Source organism: Phormidium sp. FACHB-592, assembly GCF_014695795.1.
Taxonomy (GTDB): Bacteria; Cyanobacteriota; Cyanobacteriia; order Leptolyngbyales; family Leptolyngbyaceae; genus Stenomitos.
Map to the genome: position 1 here is coordinate 123,051 of NZ_JACJOZ010000106.1, position 17,376 is coordinate 140,426.

At 49.5% G+C, this 17,376-nt stretch carries 10 protein-coding genes and 1 tRNA gene; 3 read left to right on the forward strand and 8 right to left on the reverse strand.

What is annotated here, in order from left to right; all coding sequences use genetic code 11:
- Positions 1-15 precede the first annotated feature (15 nt).
- Positions 16-3,942 carry a GAF domain-containing protein gene (locus H6F86_RS30055; protein WP_190454915.1) on the reverse strand — a complete coding sequence of 1,309 codons (3,927 nt, stop codon included), beginning with the start codon at positions 3,940-3,942 and terminating at the stop codon, positions 16-18.
- A gap of 865 nt (positions 3,943-4,807) precedes the next feature.
- Positions 4,808-4,889 (reverse strand) — tRNA-Leu (locus tag H6F86_RS30060).
- A 330-nt stretch (positions 4,890-5,219) separates the two neighbouring features.
- Between H6F86_RS30060 and H6F86_RS30065 the strand changes: the two genes are divergently transcribed.
- Entirely contained in the window at positions 5,220-6,167 is a 948-nt protein-coding gene (locus H6F86_RS30065; protein WP_347241398.1) for a class I SAM-dependent methyltransferase, read from the forward strand.
- 159 nt (positions 6,168-6,326) lie between these two features.
- On the opposite strand, the gene dnaB is transcribed toward H6F86_RS30065, so the two are convergent.
- Together dnaB and rplI are read right to left on the reverse strand one after the other, a co-directional pair.
- Positions 6,327-7,679, reverse strand: coding sequence for a replicative DNA helicase (gene dnaB, locus H6F86_RS30070; protein ID WP_190454918.1), 1,353 nt, complete (start codon positions 7,677-7,679; stop codon positions 6,327-6,329).
- Positions 7,680-7,920: 241 nt separating this feature from the next.
- Positions 7,921-8,379: a 50S ribosomal protein L9 gene (gene rplI, locus H6F86_RS30075; RefSeq protein WP_190454921.1), complete on the reverse strand. Its 459-nt coding sequence runs from the start codon at positions 8,377-8,379 to the stop codon at positions 7,921-7,923.
- Positions 8,380-8,964: 585 nt separating this feature from the next.
- On the opposite strand from rplI, the gene H6F86_RS30080 reads away from it, so the two are divergent.
- Entirely contained in the window at positions 8,965-10,044 is a 1,080-nt protein-coding gene (locus H6F86_RS30080) for a tetratricopeptide repeat protein (protein WP_190454925.1), read from the forward strand.
- 38 nt (positions 10,045-10,082) lie between these two features.
- On the opposite strand, the gene H6F86_RS30085 is transcribed toward H6F86_RS30080, so the two are convergent.
- The 4 genes from H6F86_RS30085 to patD all read right to left on the reverse strand — a co-directional run bounded on the left by H6F86_RS30085 (position 10,083) and on the right by patD (position 14,706).
- Positions 10,083-11,351 carry a histidine kinase gene (locus H6F86_RS30085; protein ID WP_190454928.1) on the reverse strand — a complete coding sequence of 423 codons (1,269 nt, stop codon included), beginning with the start codon at positions 11,349-11,351 and terminating at the stop codon, positions 10,083-10,085.
- A gap of 419 nt (positions 11,352-11,770) precedes the next feature.
- Positions 11,771-13,456: an ABC transporter ATP-binding protein gene (locus H6F86_RS30090; RefSeq protein ID WP_190454930.1), complete on the reverse strand. Its 1,686-nt coding sequence runs from the start codon at positions 13,454-13,456 to the stop codon at positions 11,771-11,773.
- A gap of 122 nt (positions 13,457-13,578) precedes the next feature.
- Positions 13,579-14,139, reverse strand: coding sequence for a zf-TFIIB domain-containing protein (locus H6F86_RS30095; RefSeq protein WP_190454933.1), 561 nt, complete (start codon positions 14,137-14,139; stop codon positions 13,579-13,581).
- A gap of 171 nt (positions 14,140-14,310) precedes the next feature.
- Positions 14,311-14,706 (reverse strand): heterocyst frequency control protein PatD, encoded by a 396-nt coding sequence (gene patD / locus H6F86_RS30100; RefSeq protein ID WP_190454936.1) that lies wholly within the window; start codon positions 14,704-14,706, stop codon positions 14,311-14,313.
- A 386-nt stretch (positions 14,707-15,092) separates the two neighbouring features.
- On the opposite strand from patD, the gene H6F86_RS30105 reads away from it, so the two are divergent.
- Positions 15,093-17,369 (forward strand): bifunctional (p)ppGpp synthetase/guanosine-3',5'-bis(diphosphate) 3'-pyrophosphohydrolase, encoded by a 2,277-nt coding sequence (locus H6F86_RS30105; RefSeq protein ID WP_190454939.1) that lies wholly within the window; start codon positions 15,093-15,095, stop codon positions 17,367-17,369.
- The last annotated feature ends 7 nt before the right edge of the window (positions 17,370-17,376 follow it).

The following is a 17,376-nucleotide window of genomic DNA, read 5'->3' on the forward strand; positions in this document are numbered from 1 at the left end:
GGTAGTCACGAGCAACTAAGCTGATTGGCTAAGACTTGCGATCGTTGCAACGAGTTCAGTTGGATCGATCGGCTTACTAAGATGGCACTGGAATCCGGCAGCAAGAGCCTTCTGCTGGTTTATTTCCCCTGCATAGGCGGTGAGGGCGATCGCCTTTGGTAACAGGTTACTGGCAGCAAGCAGCTCTCCTTTCTCTGCAAATTGAGCGATCACGTGCTGCATCAGCGTATAGCCATCCATCATAGGCATCCCGATATCACTGATCAGCACATCAACCTCTGTCTTCTTTAATGCCTCCAGTGCTTCTACAGCAGATGCGGCTGAAACAACCATTGCACCTGCATCCTCCAGGATAAAAATTACTAACTCACGGGCATCAGTTTCATCATCTACCACCAACACTCGAACACCTTCTAAAGGATGTGAGGTAACATCGGCAGACTGAAGGCTCTTTGTCTCACTATTTACCTGTCTAGCTTGATCCTTCATCAGCGGTAGGTGGACCGTAAACGTGGTTCCCTGCCCTTCGCCAGAGCTTTCTACATGAACCGTACCGCCATGCAGTTCAACCAATTGCCGTACGATCGCCAAACCCAAGCCCAAGCCACCAAACTGACGAGTGGTTTTACTGTCTGCTTGACGAAAGCGATCAAAGATATAAGGAAAAAACTCTGGTGTGATGCCTTTGCCAGTGTCGGTGACAGTGATTTGAGCATAAGAGTGATGAGTGGATGGCTGATCTACACTCCCACCCACCCAATTCTCCACGTTCCCATGCTCGATCTGCTCTAACCGCACCTCGACTCGTCCGCCGTCTGGGGTAAATTTGATCGCATTCGCTAGCAGGTTCCAAACTACTTGCTGTAAACGGCTGGCATCCCCTGCAACGTAACCCACCTTTGGGGCAAAGTAGGTCTGAATCTGCATTGCCTTCGCTTCTGCCGCTAGGCGCACAGTCTCCATTGCGGCTTCAATCGTAAACTTCAAGTCTACTGGAGCCACATCAAGGATGAGTTTGCCACGTAGAATGCGGGAAACATCCAGTAAATCTTCAATGAGCTGCGTTTGCAATTTGGCATTGCGTTCGATTGTTTGCAAGCCACGAGCCAGAGTGGCAGGATCGTGCTGCTGTCTTTGTAAGAGCGTTGACCAGCCCAAAATGGGATTGAGCGGAGTACGCAATTCGTGGGAGAGTACTGCCAAAAATTCATCCTTCACCCGGCTTGCCTGTTCTGCCTCTGCTCTAGCACTGCGCTCTGCCTCATACAATTGAGCGCGGAAGATTGCCTGAGCACACTGACGGCTAAGAGTGAGCATAAACTCGCGATCGTCCTGGCTGAGTTGCTTGAACTGTTTGAAGGAAAGCGACAGCCCTCCCACCGCTTTGCCGTCAACCATTAAGGGCAGCGAAATCCATGCCTGGAAGGGAAGACTCTTGTAGATTTCTGCTAAATGAGGATAGCGGGCAAGGCGTTCCGCTAGAGGCTCTGACCAAACAGGCTGCTTATTTCGTACTGCGTCCGCTAAGGGAAAGGGTGCAGTGAGGGGAAATTGCCGATGGCTTTCTACTGGATTTACGGCATACCCGACTGCTTGCACAATTTCCAAAACGGTTCCATCCGGGCTTAGAAGTGCCATGAGTGCTGCATCTGCTTCTAGAGCCGCAGTGCTTTGCTCTACAATCACCGCCGCTACTTGAACGGGTGTCAGAGATTCTGAGAGGGCGGCTGTCACCATTTGTAAGCGAGTCGTGCGATCGGCAGCGGTTTCAGCAGCTTGCTTTGCCTGTTGAGCGGTGTGATAAAGGTACGCGTTGTCAATGGCGATCGCGGCTTGACGCGCCAAATCTTGAGCTAGAGCAAGGTCTGTGAGGCTATAGCGGCGATTTGATTCAGTAAACACAAAAGAAATGCTGCCTAAAACTCGTCCACGCGCTTGCAGTGGGGTAATAATGCACGACCTTAAGCCTACGCTTTGCAAGATTTCTAGATACTCAGGATTCAATACAGTCGCCGTGAGTTGTTCATCGGTAATGTCGATCGCAATTTCACTTTGCCCGCTTTTCATAACCTGAGAGATGCCATACCCATCATCTAAGTGCCTGGGGAATCGTTGTGCTAGTTCCCAACCCAGCTGCACCTTATCGGGATTAGCATGCGCAACTGCAACACGACTAATGGTGCCATCATCATTCAATAAATCTACAGAACACCAGTCTGCGAAATAAGGTACGACTAACTTGGCAACGCTTTGAAGCGTTTGTTCGTAATCCAATGACGATGCCAGTGCTGTACTGACATCAACCAAAAAAGCCGATCGTCGCTGCTCCGTTTCAGCTTCCAGACGAGCCGTTTGTTCCTGAGTTTGCTCTCGAATTAGTTGGGCACGTTCCTCTGCAAGGCTTAAGCGAACGGCTTCTGCTTGTTTGCGATCGGTGATGTCGTGCATAACCACCACTGCGCCCTGTTTATTGCCTTGAGCATCAGCAATGCTTTGCCCACTGCTGAGCAAGGTTCGCGTCATTCCTGCTTTGGGGGCAATCACCATCTCAACGTTGGCAACGGTTTCTCCCTGTAAGGCACGAAACAGCGGAATCTCGTCTTTAGGCATCCGCGTTTTGCCGTCCGGCAGATACAAGTCATAATATTCTGCCCACTGGTCAGGGGGGAGCGGTTGCTCTGGTAGTCCATGAAATCTTCGTGCTGACCGATTAAAGAGCGTTAAAAGTCCATCGGCGTTACAGGCGACAATACCTGCCTGCACGTTATCTAGCAACACCCGCAGCATTTCTTGTTCTTTTTGCAGGGCAGCTTCTGCTTGCTGGCGATCGACAATTTCTAGTTGAAGGCGTTGGTTTACTTTAGACAATGCAGTCGTTCGTTGTTCTACCTGGCGTTGCAACTCCTGCTGCACTTGTTGCCGGGCAACTTCCGCTTGTTGGCGCTCCAATTCAGTAGCAATCCGCAGCGCAAAGATAGTCAGTAGAGACTCTACAAGCTGAAGATTGATTAAAGGTTTGCTGTCCATGATGCCCAGCAGCCCAAGCGGTGTACCTGCCGAGTCAAAGAATGGAATTGCCGCGTAGCTCTCTACCCTGAAAGGGGCTAGCAGCGGCGCTTGAGGAAACTGCGCTTGCACGCCATCGGGATAGCAACACAACTTTTGTTTTTGAATCACCTGCCAGCAAGGTGTGTCGCGCAGTAAGTACTCAAAGTTGGCAATGATTTGACCATTGGCGCAGGCAGCGATCGTCTTAATAGCATCCCGGTTTGCCCCATCCACCAGACCAATGTAGGTGTAATCTATCCCCAAAGTTTTGGTGAAATGTTGTACCAGAGCCGAGAAGAAAGCTTCACCCGTGGCAACAGAAACCCCCTGCGTGATTTCTAACAATGCTGTATCAAGCTGGGCGACTTTGCGAGCTGCCAAGCGTAGCTCTAGTTCATCCATCACCATTGCAGCAAGATCGGACAACACAGCTTGCTGCTCATCGGTTAACGTCGTGCGTGGTTGAGTATCGAACAAACAAAGGGTACCAAGGTTAAAGCCATCCTGAGTTAGTAAGGGTGCACCTGCATAAAACCGTAGACCAGGTTCATTCTGCACAAAGGGGTTGCAAAGGAGTCGATCGTCCTGGCGGGTATCGGGAATAACTAAAACGTCGCTGGAATACAGTGTCAGACTGCAAATAGTGGCATCTCGCTGCACTTCTTGGATATCAAAACCGTAAGCCGACTTGAACCAACCCCGCGACTCATCAACTAAGGAAACGAGCACGATCGGCATCCCAAACAGGCGTGCAGCTAAAGCAGTAATGCGATCGAATGCTGCTTCCGGCGGTGTATCAAGAATGTTGTACCGTCGCAATGCCTTCAATCGTTCCGCTTCATGAGTAGGCAAAGGAACCGAGGGCAACGGAGGTTCTGGTAGTGGTTGAGTCATGAATCGGAATAGCAAGCAACAATAGCTAACGGTTAGAAATAAGAGCAGACATCAATCCTAGCCAGTTTCTTTTGTTAAGGAAGCGTGCATTGTGCTTAATGACGTGCTTACCCTGCGTTATGCTTCTGGCTCTACAGGTTTTGCAAGTGACGTTACCGCAGGGTACTAACTGCCTGCTGACTTGCTCCTGGTTAGGCTCGGATCGTAAGCAGCAGATCTATAAATGGAGTGTGTGACATCGGTAGATGAGACAATGCAGCGAAGCTAGAGGTAAAAGTGCAGCTGTTGGTGCTGAAGCCGACAGCTAGTGTTGGAACCGATCTTACGATCTTTGGAGTTGTCGGTTCTTACGCTATTTGGCTGACTCAGGTTTTTGAATACCCTGAAACCTGATATCTATACGAGCAGCATGAGCAATCAAGTCCATTTTCACTAAGTGAGTATGAACCCGTCTAGCCTGAGATGCGACAGGCGAAGCATAAACTGTCACCACACGTAACGATCGCTGTACAGGCGATCGCAACGGTGTCTATTTCAAAAATGCTAAACCGATGCTGAAGCTCGGCAACGGATATTGTAAGTTGCGATCGGATTCAAGCCAGACTCCTACTAGGCTTGGTATAAGCACCTTGCTGTACATAGGCTCAATCGCGCAGCGAAAAACTAGCCCAGCTATAACAATGCTCTAGCAGTTGAACCGACTGTTGAAGAGCTTGAACCAATTGCGGTAAAGCTCTTCATCACCTGAGTTTGCTGCAAACAGCGCCAGCAAGCTACGTCAAGGCGAAATACAGCTACAAGCCTAAGCTGTCTGAACTAAACAACTTAGGCTTACAACTACATAAAAATAACGATCGTAAAAAGATGCGGATGGCGAGACTCGAACTCGCAAGGACTATGCCACACGCACCTCAAGCGTGCGCGTATACCAATTCCGCCACATCCGCACAAGCTGGCTTCTAAAAACCAGTTTCTTCTAAGCAACGTCTCTAGGTCTGATGTTTCTGGTTTAAAAACCTTCAACACCAGGTAACACAGCAAGCCACTCGACTAAGAATGACTCAGCTGGCGCAAACTTGAGGTTTGGTTTGCTTTGAGACTTACCCAGCATAGCAAAAAGCGGTCCGAGGTTTGCGATCGTGGCACTAAATTTGTTGAAAGTATTTGGGAACTAATCAACAGTTAATCAGTTCTATGCAGAAGTAGATGTCTAAACAACGCTAAAAGGATACGCTACAAGAAATTTGTCTTGGGTCTACTCGTCGGGAGCAAAGCCTGTGGTGTTACGCAAACAGATTGGTTTAGGAGTGATGGGAGCGGTCGTCAGCCTATCGCTTGCCTTTCTTGGAGGGAGTGAGCGCACTGCAACGATCGCTCAAACAGCGCCAACCCCAACCCCTACAGAAAATCCTATTCCTATCAAACCAGATGTGCCCTATGTGCCAACACCCGAAACGGTGGTCACAGAAATGCTAAAGCTAGCAGGTGTGAGCCGTGAGGATGTAGTGTATGACCTCGGCTCTGGCGACGGTCGGCTAGTGGTTACAGCCGTTAAAGATTATGGTGCCCGACGTGGGGTAGGGGTAGATATCAATCCAGGGCTGGTGCGCTTAAGTAATGAGAATGCACAGAAAGCAGGAGTGAGCGATCGCGTTCAATTCCTCCAGCAAGATCTCTTTCAAACTAACCTTCGTGATGCCAGCGTGGTAACACTTTACCTACTGCCTGAAATCAATTTGAAGTTGCGCCCCAAACTCTTAAACGACCTGCGACCCGGCACCCGTCTTGTCTCCCACGCTTTCACAATGGGCGACTGGAAACCAGATAAAACGGTGACTGTTCCTGCAAGCGCTGGCTCTTCGTTGCCACGCAATATCTATTATTGGGTTGTCCCTGAACGTGTTGCGGGCGACTGGCAGGGACGGGTCGAATTTGCGCCTGGTCGCAGCCAACCCTATACCCTGCGGTTTACACAGCAGTTCCAGCAGGTGAAGGGCGATGCGATCGCGGATGGCAAGAAGTACAGCATCCCCAACATTACGCTGACGGGCGATCAACTCTCATTTAGCCGCGCTGAAAAAATCCAGGGACAGCAAGGCGCTGTTCAATTTAAGGGACGTATTGAAGGCGATACGCTTAAGGGTACTGCAAGCGTTAAATGGGGTCCGTTAGCACGAAACTTCCCAATTGTTGCTAAACGCAGCACTCAAGCAACCAAGTGGTAACTGCGCGATCGCCGCTTAAGAGGCTGGTGGAGTTACAGCAGTTTTTGTGCCAGTGATTCGGTAGGCTGCTAAATGCGTTGTGTTTTTAGCAACTATCAGCTCCATTACTGCATACTGATGGCTCCACTTAATTGATCCGAGCACGCTTTGATGCTGCCTCTAAGTGCGATTTGGCGCTGCTAAGTTGCGGAACTGAGTAAACTGCGACTCAAACAGAAGTTTGACGGTTCCAGTTGGACCATTCCGATGTTTCGAGATAATGACTTCTGCGATGCCACGATCAGGCGTGTCAGGGTTATAGTACTCATCGCGGTAAAGCATCATGATCAGGTCAGCATCTTGCTCGATTGCACCTGATTCGCGCAAGTCAGACATCATTGGTCGCTTATTGGTGCGCGACTCGACGCTACGACTCAACTGGGAAAGCGCTATGACGGGCACACTAAGTTCTCGTGCCAGTCCTTTAAGCGCACGTGTAATGCGTGACAGCTCTTGCACCCGATTGTCGCTACCGCCATCCATTAACTGTAAATAGTCCAGCAAGATTAAGCCGAGCGCACCACCCTGTTCAGCCTGAAGTCGGCGTGCCTTCGATCGGATCTCGGTAATGCTTATATTTGGCGTATCGTCGATAAACATTGGCAGTTGCGACAGAGTGCTGATAGCATGACCCAGTGGTTCCCATTCATTTTGGCTCACACGCCCTGCCCGTAGTCGACCACTCTCAATCCGCACCTCACTAGCTAGCAATCGCTGAACCAGTTGTTCTTTCGACATTTCCAGGCTAAAAACGGCAACAGGTAACTTGTGAAAGGCGGCGATATTACGAGCAACGTTCATCGTAAAGGATGTTTTGCCCATCGACGGTCGTCCCGCTACGATAATGAGATCCGAGCGCTGAAAGCCTTGAGTCATCGCATCTAGATCGTAGAAACCGCAGGACAACCCAGGCAATACCATGCCCAGAGATCGGCTCTCAATATCTGAAAAAGTGTGCGTCAAAATATCGGACGCTGCCATTAAGCCTTGCTGCGGGCGATCTTGCGTCACACCAAACAGCTTTTGCTCAGACTGATCAAGTATTACTTCTAAATCGTTGGATGTGTCGTGCCCCAGATGTGCAATCTCGTTGCCCGCCTTGATCAGCTTACGGCGCATATACTTGTCCATCACCAGTTGAGCATACTGGTCAATGTTGACAGCGCTCACTGTGCGATCGATTAACTGTGCCAGCTTACTTTGCCCGCCCACCTTTTCGAGAAGACCACGATCGATCAACCAGGATGTAATGCTCATCAAATCTGTAGGGCTGCCTTGTCCTTGCAGCACCAGAGCAGCGCGATAAATTTCTCGGTGAGCACTCAAGTAGAAGGCATCGGGATGAAGCAAATCTGCAACCCGATTGACACCCTCTGGGTCTAGCAAAATGCCGCCCAGAATTGATTCTTCAGCATCAATGTTCTGAGGCGGCAGGCGATCGCTAAAGGCTTGGAAATTGAGTTCCTGAACCATAAGAAACAGAGACGGCAACAATATGTTGGAGAAGTAACCCACACATCCAGTATGGCTCACTTCACTATACAGGGAAGACCGCACTTGCTCTACTACATTTAGTGTTGCCTAACGCTCGCTCAAGACTAAAACGCTAAGTGTAGTAAAGTGTTAGCATAGGCAGACGCTAACGATATGTTTAGTACCTGCGTACTATTATAGCGAAGCCAAACTCCCTGGACAACCGCCTTAAGCTGACGCTCTAGCTAGCAACAACCTGAATTTCAACCGTTGCGGTAACGTCAGGATGCAGCTTGATATCTGCCTTGTAAGAACCAAGCTTGTGAATATCGGGTAGCGTAATACCACGGCGATCGACCTCTTGCTGAGTCGTCTGCAAGATTACATCAGCGACATCCTGGTTGGTTACAGTACCAAAAATCGCCTCATTTTCGCCGACCTGCTTGGCAATGATATAACTTGCCACAGCTTGCAAAGCTGCTCTGCGCGTTTCTGCTTCCTGCTTTTCTTCCAGCAAGCGCACCCGCTCTAGCTCTCTGCGCCGCTCGACCTGCTTCAAGAGACCAGGAGTCGTGCGCGCCCCAATGCCTTGTGGAATGAGATAGTTGCGAGCATAGCCAGGAGCGACTTCAACCAAATCTCCTGCTTTACCCAGCTTACTTACATCTTTACTGAGAACTAACTGTACGCGCTTTGCCATAACCTTCCCTTCGCCGCAATCTTTCTAAATTTCTAAGGTGTAAAAACCCACAGAAATACAATACTACCCCATGAAAGAGTGTTCGCTCTACAGTTTTGTTGAGAATGAGTGAAGAGATTCAGCTCAAGTTACGCCTTACTTAAAAATGCTTGGGCAAACCATCTGCACGCTAGGAGTCTAATCTGTCCCCTTGCCTGCTAGGGAAGAGAGCCGGAAAGGGTCGTGAAAGCTGTTTTTAGAGGGGGGAAGAGCTTCTTTACAGCAGGCAGCGATGGTATTTAAGGTCAATTGCAGGATTGAGAGAAGCAGAAAAAATTAGTTTGAGTGCCTGGAGTCTCGCGCTCCGTATTAATGTGTTCTTTCCTGCATGACTTTCTGGAATACACAACTATCACTACTTCACCATCCCTCAATCTCGTGAGGTTCTATTTCTTTTGAGGGAAGTGTTAGCAGCCGGGTCGTTTTACGCTAACTTTGTATAAAGCTATCAAATTCTGTTGATCGCTGGCACGTTTATTGAATCGTTAGAACTGCCCCCGGCTCCCTGTTTATTTGAATGGGTACTGGATTCCAGGAAATTGAGCCATGCTTGATACCGGTCAACTTCAACTCAGTGGTGATGCTCTTCTGTGGTTTAGACAGGGACTAGCAGCGGCTGCGACTGAAGCCTACGAGCGAGCCGTAGCGCATTATGACTGCGTCATTGCTATTAGACCCGATTTTTACGAAGTTTGGTACGAACGTGGTTTGTCTCTCGAAAAGTGCGGTTCTTATCTAGAAGCGATCGCCAGTTACGATCAAGCGCTCAATCTGCGACCTAAAAGTGAGGTGTGCGTCCAGATCTGGCATGATCGTGGTAACGCCCTACAGTATGGTTTGGGGCGCTATACCGATGCGATCGAGAGCTACGATCGGGTATTACAAATTAACCCACGTCACGAGCACACATGGCAGAGCCGTGGCAACGCGCTGCTATATGGGTTAGACCAACCGACTCAAGCGATTGCTAGCTACGATCGCGTACTGCACATTAACCCAGATAACTCTTTAGCATGGCGCAACCGTGGCAATGCACTCATTGAGTTGCACCGTTACGTCGAGGCGATCGCTAGCTATGATCGCGCCCTCGCTATTAAGCCAGACGATGACGTTTCTTGGCACGCTCGTCACCTTGCCTCTGAGCGATCCGGGCTGAACTATCGACCACCTACTACTCACCCAGCTTGGTATGGCGCTGGCTTTAGCGACTCACGGACGTTCGTAGAAGGCGATTTGGATAGCAGCGCGACGTTTGCACCGATGTCAGATCGTGGTAGTCAACCATTTCTGGGGCATCGGAACGAGTCAATTTTGGTTGTTGAAGACGAGCGAGGCAAGCGAGACATCACCTTGGATCGCGATCAGTATCAAATTGGGCGCGATCCGCAAAGCGATATTTGCCTCCACTCTCAGTTTGCCTCTCGTCATCACGCGATCCTGACAAAGGTTCTTAAAGAAGATGGGAGCTATGGCTACCAGATTACCGATGGCGACCTGGATGGAAAGGCAAGCACCAATGGGTTGGTGATCAATGGTCAAAAATACCGGACGTGGGAGCTGAAGCCAGAAGACGTAATTGTTTTTGGTCCCAAAGTGCGGGCAACCTATCGTTGCTCTTCTCTTTGAAGCCCTCTAAACATTCTTAAAACAATAAGCTTTGATTGCTAGGAACGATAGACGGGAAGTGTGAAGTGGAAACAACTGCCCGTGTTGGGCGTCGAGTCTACCCAAATCTGACCATAGTGCGATCGAATAATACGCTGACAGAGCGATAGTCCGATGCCATAGCCGTCTTTTGCCTCATCGCGCTCGAGCCGGAAGTGTTCTTCAAAGATGCGATCGCGATTTTCTTTAGGGATGCCCGGACCATTATCGCAGACGCTAACCTGTACTTTTTGGGTGGTGCGATGAAGGATCGAAACGGCAACCGAGCCGCTGACAGGCGTATATTTAATGGCATTATCGAGCAAATTAACCAAAACCTGACGGACTCGCTCGCTGTCGGCATACACGTGAGGCAAGTCAGATGGAAGATCTTGCTCAACGCGTTGTGACTTTGCCTGAAAACGATCGCGAAGAGACTCTAAGACCTCAACACAAAGCTGTCCCAGGTTCATTTTCTGAGGCACAATGCGTAGTTCAGCGCCGGTACCACGTGCCGCCTGTAGAATGTCGGTAATCATGTGATCGATCGCGCGAGTCTGTGTCCGAGCGTGCTTTAAAAGCTGTGCAGTAAGGGTAGGGGTCAGCCGTGAAGACCAACCATCAGTAATACTGTGCCCCATCTCCAGGGTTTCCATGGCGATCGATGCAGCAGTAAGTGGATTACGCAAATCGTGCGCCAGCATGGCGATAATTTCATCCTTAAAGCGAAGCTGATGCTCAAGCTCGGCTTTTTCTTGCTTTAGGCGAAAGACATCGTCGGTTAGCTCAATGAGTTCTGCCGAGCGGGCGATCGTCTTCAGGGCGCTGATTGATTGCTTGGTAGCATCTATCCCAACGTCCGGCGAATTGGCTACTAAGCCACGTTCGATCGCAATATTTACTCTGGGATCTTCATTCTCTTGTGTTCGGTGGTCCTCCCCAAAGACTTGCTGAGAGTTAGTATTCACCAGATAATTCTCTACAGAGCGTTGCCAGTAAGACCACCAATGCTGCAATTGGGCAACTAGATCACTGCCTGCCAGCGTTTGCTGCGGAGCAGGATGAAGTTTGATCAACGCTGGAGTTGCTACAAGCCGAAAGTGTTCAGCCAGATAAGGCTGCTCGCTCACGTCAATGACTTCTAGCTCAAAGGGGTAGCCCGCTCTAAGGTTTTTGAGCGCCTCACGCACTTGCCGAATGCGTTCTCTTGAGGTCGGACGTTTATCAATAAACAGCAAGAGCTGTAGGGGCATTTCGTTGCTGGGTTGCTTCTCAGAAAATGCCTGCATACCATCTTGTTCCAGCACTTAAAACAAATAAAGCTAACTTGCTCTTGACTTTAATTTGGACTAAACCTTAAGAAATTCAATTAATTCGCTTGAATCTCTACTCTCTAGATTACCCTAATACCTTTAAGTTCTAACGGAATCAATCTAGCTACTGTCAGAGGCTTGAGCGCTTTCTAGCCAAGAAATGAGCTAAAAATTGGCACGCTTGATAGGAGCACACAGGTATTTCCTATAGCAGTCGAAGAGAACGTTAGAACAGACATAAACCTTGAAACTTCTTTTAAGCAAGGGTTTCGATTCATCCCTTATCCTTCATCCTTTTGCCATACCACAGCAGTAAATTTTTGAGCATGGCAACATAGTAAACGTCTACAAGATGAACGCTTTAGACTGCTAGCGTAGCCATGTTGCCTTACCCATTACAGTCTTGCAAGGAGTGGGGCTGCTTGCAGTAGCGCCTGTGTATAAGGATGCTGTGGGCGCGTAAAAAGATCTTGAGTGGCACCCAACTCAATAATTTTGCCAGCTTGCATCACGGCAATGCGATCGCAGAAAAAGCGCGCGACCCACAGATCATGCGTAATGAACAAGTAGGTTAGGTTGAATTCATCTTTGAGGTCTTGCATGAGCGCTAAAACTTGCGTCTGCACACTGGCATCTAGCATACTGACTGGTTCGTCGCAGATCAGTAATTGCGGACGTGTGATGAGGGCACGAGCGATCGCCACACGCTGCTGCTGCCCACCCGAAAGCTGTGCAGGATAACGATCGTAAAACGCTGTCGCTGGACTCAAGCCTACCCGTTCCAACATCTCCAACACCTGGGCTTTTGCTGCCTGGGGATCGGCTAACTGGTGAATCCGTAGTGGGTCTGCAATGCTTTCCCCCACCGTCATCATTGGATTCAAGCACGCATGAGGGTCTTGAAACACCATTTGCATTTGCCGTCGCTGTTGCTGCATGGCAGTTCGCGACAACCCAACTACGTTTTGTCCCAAAAACTCGACTTTGCCGGCTGTTGGGCGAATCAACTGCAAAATTGTGCGCGACAGCGTACTTTTGCCGCAGCCCGACTCACCAACCAAACCCAACGTTTCACCTGGATAAAGATCCAGAGTCACACCATCTACAGCCTTAATTGTTTGGTTCGTCTTCCAGAACAGTTGCGCGATCGGGTTTTGCTCCAAGGTGTAGTGCTGGATAAGATTATCAAGGTGGAGGAGGGGCGTCGGGAGAGGAGCGTTGGGAGCCGAGTCTACCGCTTGCTGTCCTTTGCCTACGCGCTCCTCTCTTTCTCCTTTCTCTAAATCAACGGCTTGCAGATGGAGTGCTGCCTTCAGCAGCGATCGCGTGTATTCATGCTGAGGCTGCTTTAATACTGTTTGAGTGGCACCTGTTTCGACAAATTTGCCGCCGTACATAATGGCAATGCGATCGCAATACTCGCCAATCATCGCCAGGTCATGAGAGATGATCAGCAGTGCCATTTGCCGCTCGTCACAAAGACGAGTTAGTTCGCGCAAAATCTGGGCAGAGACGGTCACATCCAAACTGGTGGTTGGCTCATCCGCCACGATGAGTTTAGGATTCAGCAGTAGCGCCAGAGCGATCGCCACTCGTTGCCGCATCCCACCGCTAAACTCGTGGGGGTATTGTGACCAGCGACTCGCAGGTATGTTGACCGCTTCTAAGGTTGCGATCGCCTGTTCTTTTGCCTGTCGCCGTGAAAGTTGAGGCTGGTGCGATTGCAGCGTTTCCAGGCAGTGATCGCCGATCGTCATTAGTGGATCAAGCCGCGTCATGGGGTCTTGAAAAATCAACGCAACGGCTTCGCCCCGAAAGCGCCGTAACGCTGCTGTCGAAAGGTCAAACACAGATTGCCCTGCAAAAGTGACATGCCCTTCAATTTGGGTATCTTCGGACAGTAACCGCATGGCAGCTCGACCCAAGGTACTTTTGCCGCATCCTGACTCGCCAACTAACCCCAATTTTTCGCCTGGATTGAGGGTAAACGACACATCATCCACTGCCCATGCGATCGCCTCCGATCCACGTTGAGGATACGCGACCCGCAAATGTTCAACCTGAAAGAGAGCGTTTGTCATGGCATAAGCCGTCAGTATAGTAAGCAATTAGCGTTCAGCTACTTTACCAGTTGTACGCCACGACAGCCGGATCGGGAGGTCAGCTGCTAATGGCTTAATAGCTGATAGCTAATGGGTAGCTGCTACTTGTCACATCGTCGCATCAGGTAAGCGACACCAAAATCACCATTGGGATGCTGTTTCAAAATGTCAGCCAGCTCAAAAATTTGTGCCGCCAGTTCGGCTCCTAGTTTATCGATCGTGGCGCGACGTTCCTGAGCCAACTGCTCTCGTTCGCGTGTGCGCGTTTGCCACTCCCCCAAAAACATCTGGTCAATTACAGTATGTAGCGACAGCGTTTGCAGCGTGTTCCATTCGCCACGATCGCACCAAATGCCTTTACAGTTCGGGCATCGCTCGACATAAAACGGTGTTTTGGCACTTACCTTCGCCCTTGCTAGATAAGCATTACATTCAGGGCAGAGTGCCGCCCGCGCATCGAAGGGCGATCGGTCAACATTCGTTTCTAACGCTTGATCAATGAGCGCAGAGAGACTTTCCGTCAAAGGTTGCTGCACCTGCCAACTTTCGTACTCAGCGCCCGGAATCCAGACACCCTCACATTCTGGACAATGGTGAGCCGCTAACTGAGCCGCCAATTGACTTTCCACCAAACTTACTTGCTTATCCTTTGGGCACTGCACTGGCGCTCTCTCCGCTTCAACCGATCCCTTCTATTTAACCAAGCAAGGGGCAGTCTTTTAGCTTTTGCATAAGGAAATTGGCAGAGGCAATGGTGCGATGCAGGCTGAAGTCTAACAACGAATGCACCTCTTCTCCCCTCGCGTCCCCTGCTCTCTCAACCCCTTACTCCTTCACTCCTCATCCTTCTCCTCCCCTCCCAACAGTGCCTCACAGTAGCGTTGCAAAGTGCCAAGGCGATCGCACACCTGTTGCTGCCGTTGCAACGCTGTAGCTGCTTGCTTCGCTGCCTGCAAAAAAAGTACATCCATTCCTAGCAACCGAAGCTGCTTATCCATCTCTACTTGGTACGATTGCACCCACTGCTGCGTTGTCGTCGAGAAGGTATCTGTTGACAAACTCAAAAGCTGCTCGTGAAAATACTGTTGCAAGGCTGTGACTTCGGACCGTAGCATCAGGCTGTTGGCATTAGGTGAAACCGCCCTCTGCTGCACCTGCTGTAGTGTTTGCTTAAATGCTTCATAGCGCTGCTGTTGAGCCGACGGTAAGGCTTTCTCTTCCTTTCTCACTGTTGCACCTGTAAGTTCATGTAAAGAATTCTGTCCTTTTTGCTAGGATAGATGGTACATAGAAATTAAACCGTTGAGAGCAGGGCACTCTTCAGGTTCTCGTCTTTTAGCTACAGCCGTTAGTTGTAGATCGGAAAGAAAGTTATAACCCGTCCGTATTTAGCGGCTCTACTACAAGCAACATTTGTAAGCTCTATATTTATCAGCGCTGTAAGCTCGATGCAGGGATACTTGTATCCTATTTTTGATTTCAAACTTTTGAGAGGTTTTCTCTTACCGCCTAGATGTTTTCATTAAGCTGCAATCTGTATTGAGCAGCACACTGTGCAGTAGAATCAGCCAGTATAACGAGCCTTTTGAGCCTTTCGACCTCTGAGCTTGACAGTATGCACCTAACCGTTCCCGCCTCTTCCACAGCATTTGATCTTCCTGTTTGGCTAGAAGAATGCTTCCAAGCGCGGCGATCGAGCGCCGATGCTACCGCATGTGATGGCACCAATGCCGATGCTGATCTAGTCTGTCGAGCCTTTGAGTTTGCGTATCAGCTTCATGAGGGGCAATACCGTGCCTCGGGTGAGCCTTACATCATGCATCCTGTTGCAGTAGCTGGGTTGCTGCGCGACTTGGGTGGTGGCGGTGTCATGATTGCTGCTGGCTTCTTACATGATGTAGTCGAAGATACAACCGTTACGGCTGAAGAGTTAGGCGCATTATTTGGTGAAGAAGTTCAACTGCTAGTTGAAGGCGTTACCAAGCTTTCAAAATTTAATTTTTCTAGTAAAACAGAGCGGCAGGCAGAAAACTTTCGTCGTATGTTTTTGGCAATGGCGCAAGATATTCGCGTTATTGTCGTCAAACTAGCAGACCGTCTACACAATATGCGGACGTTAGAGCACTTACCCGATGCAAAGCGCCGTCAAATTGCTCTGGAAACACGCGAAATCTTTGCTCCCCTTGCCAATCGTTTAGGTATTGGTCGCTTCAAATGGGAACTGGAAGATCTAACCTTCAAATACTTAGAGCCTGATTCCTATCGACAAATTCAGGGACTGGTGGCTGAAAAGCGGGTCGATCGCGAAACAGGACTGGCTCAGACCGTCGATCGCCTTAAACAACGCCTAGATCAAACAGGGCTTGCTTACGCTGATATTAGTGGTCGCCCCAAGCATCTGTATGGCATCTATCAAAAGATGAAGCGGCAGCAAAAGGATTACAACGAAATCTACGACGTTGCAGCGATTCGGCTTATTGTAAGCGCTAATGATGACTGCTATCGCGCGTTAGCCGTTGTCCACGATATGTTTCGTCCGATTCCGGGTCGATTTAAGGACTACATTGGCTTACCGAAGCCTAACCGCTACCAGTCATTGCATACCGTTGTTATTGGCAGTTCAGGGCGTCCCCTAGAAATTCAGATTCGGACGCTGGAAATGCACCAAATTGCTGAATATGGGATTGCTGCTCACTGGAAGTATAAAGAAACGGGCAGTAGCAGCACCCAGCTGACAACAACTGATGAGAAATTTACTTGGCTGCGGCAATTACTAGATTGGCAAAGCGACCTCAAAGATGCCCAAGAATATCTAGAGAACATCAAGGATGATCTCTTTGATGGCGATGTTTATGTCTTTACTCCTCAAGGCGATGTTGTATCACTCAGTCGTGGCGCAACGCCTGTTGATTTTGCCTACCGCATTCACACGGAGGTGGGCAATCACTGTGCTGGAGTGCGGGTAAATGAGCGCATGACCACGCTGGATACACCGCTCAAAAACGGCGATATTGTTGAGGTTCTGACGCAGAAGAACGCCCGTCCTAGCCTTGATTGGCTTAACTTTGTGGTGACACCGGGTGCACGAAACCGCATTCGTCAATGGTACAAGCGATCGAACCGTGAAGAAAACGTCGATCGTGGTCGAGAGATGTTAGAGCGAGCCTTAGGCAAAAATGGCTTTGAGGCACTCCTAAAATCAGCACCGATGCAAGCCACAGCCGAACGATGTAACTACCACAGTGTTGAAGATCTGCTAGCGGCGTTGGGCTATGGAGAAGTCACCCTCAACCTCACGCTCAACCGCTTGCGCGAAGCAGTTAAAGCACAACAACCTTTAGAAAAGCTCTCAGACAGTTTGAGTGCCTCGATCCAAGAGCTTCCTGTGCTGCCAACAGGGGCTAAGATTTTGCCGTTGCAGTCATCTAGCAAGTCCCCCATTATTGGTGTGGAAGGACTGCTGCATCATATTGCAGGCTGCTGTACGCCAGTTCCTGGTGAAGCCATCATTGGGGTTGTAACGCGGAGCAGTCGCGGCATTTCTATTCATCGCAATAGTTGTCCCAATGTCGAACTTATTCCTGGCGATCGTCTCGTTCCCGTTAGTTGGAATACAACTGACCAGGATCATGGTCGTCCTCAAACCTATCCTGTTGATATTCAGATTCAAGTGATCGATCGGGTTGGTGTATTGAAAGACATCTTGTCGCGTTTGACCGATAACAATATCAACATCCGTAATGCTCAGGTTAAAACTTACCCTGCTCAAACTGCGACTATTGATCTAGGTATCGACATCCGCGACCACGATCAGCTTGAGCGCACCTTTAGTCAAATCAGGAAACTGAGTGATGTGCTTAACCTACGCCGCTTAAGCCAATTAGAGGGTTAAACTCTGC

Excerpts from the sequence above, each read along its gene's own strand:
- dnaB (WP_190454918.1), bottom strand. The coding sequence starts at position 7,679 with ATGGTTCAGGAACTCAATTTCCAAGCCTTTAGCGATCGCCTGCCGCCT.
- H6F86_RS30085 (WP_190454928.1), bottom strand. The coding sequence starts at position 11,351 with ATGCAGGCATTTTCTGAGAAGCAACCCAGCAACGAAATGCCCCTACAG.
- H6F86_RS30055 (WP_190454915.1), bottom strand. The coding sequence starts at position 3,942 with ATGACTCAACCACTACCAGAACCTCCGTTGCCCTCGGTTCCTTTGCCT.
- H6F86_RS30105 (WP_190454939.1), top strand. The coding sequence starts at position 15,093 with ATGCACCTAACCGTTCCCGCCTCTTCCACAGCATTTGATCTTCCTGTT.
- H6F86_RS30080 (WP_190454925.1), top strand. The coding sequence starts at position 8,965 with ATGCTTGATACCGGTCAACTTCAACTCAGTGGTGATGCTCTTCTGTGG.
- rplI (WP_190454921.1), bottom strand. The coding sequence starts at position 8,379 with ATGGCAAAGCGCGTACAGTTAGTTCTCAGTAAAGATGTAAGTAAGCTG.
- H6F86_RS30090 (WP_190454930.1), bottom strand. The coding sequence starts at position 13,456 with ATGACAAACGCTCTCTTTCAGGTTGAACATTTGCGGGTCGCGTATCCT.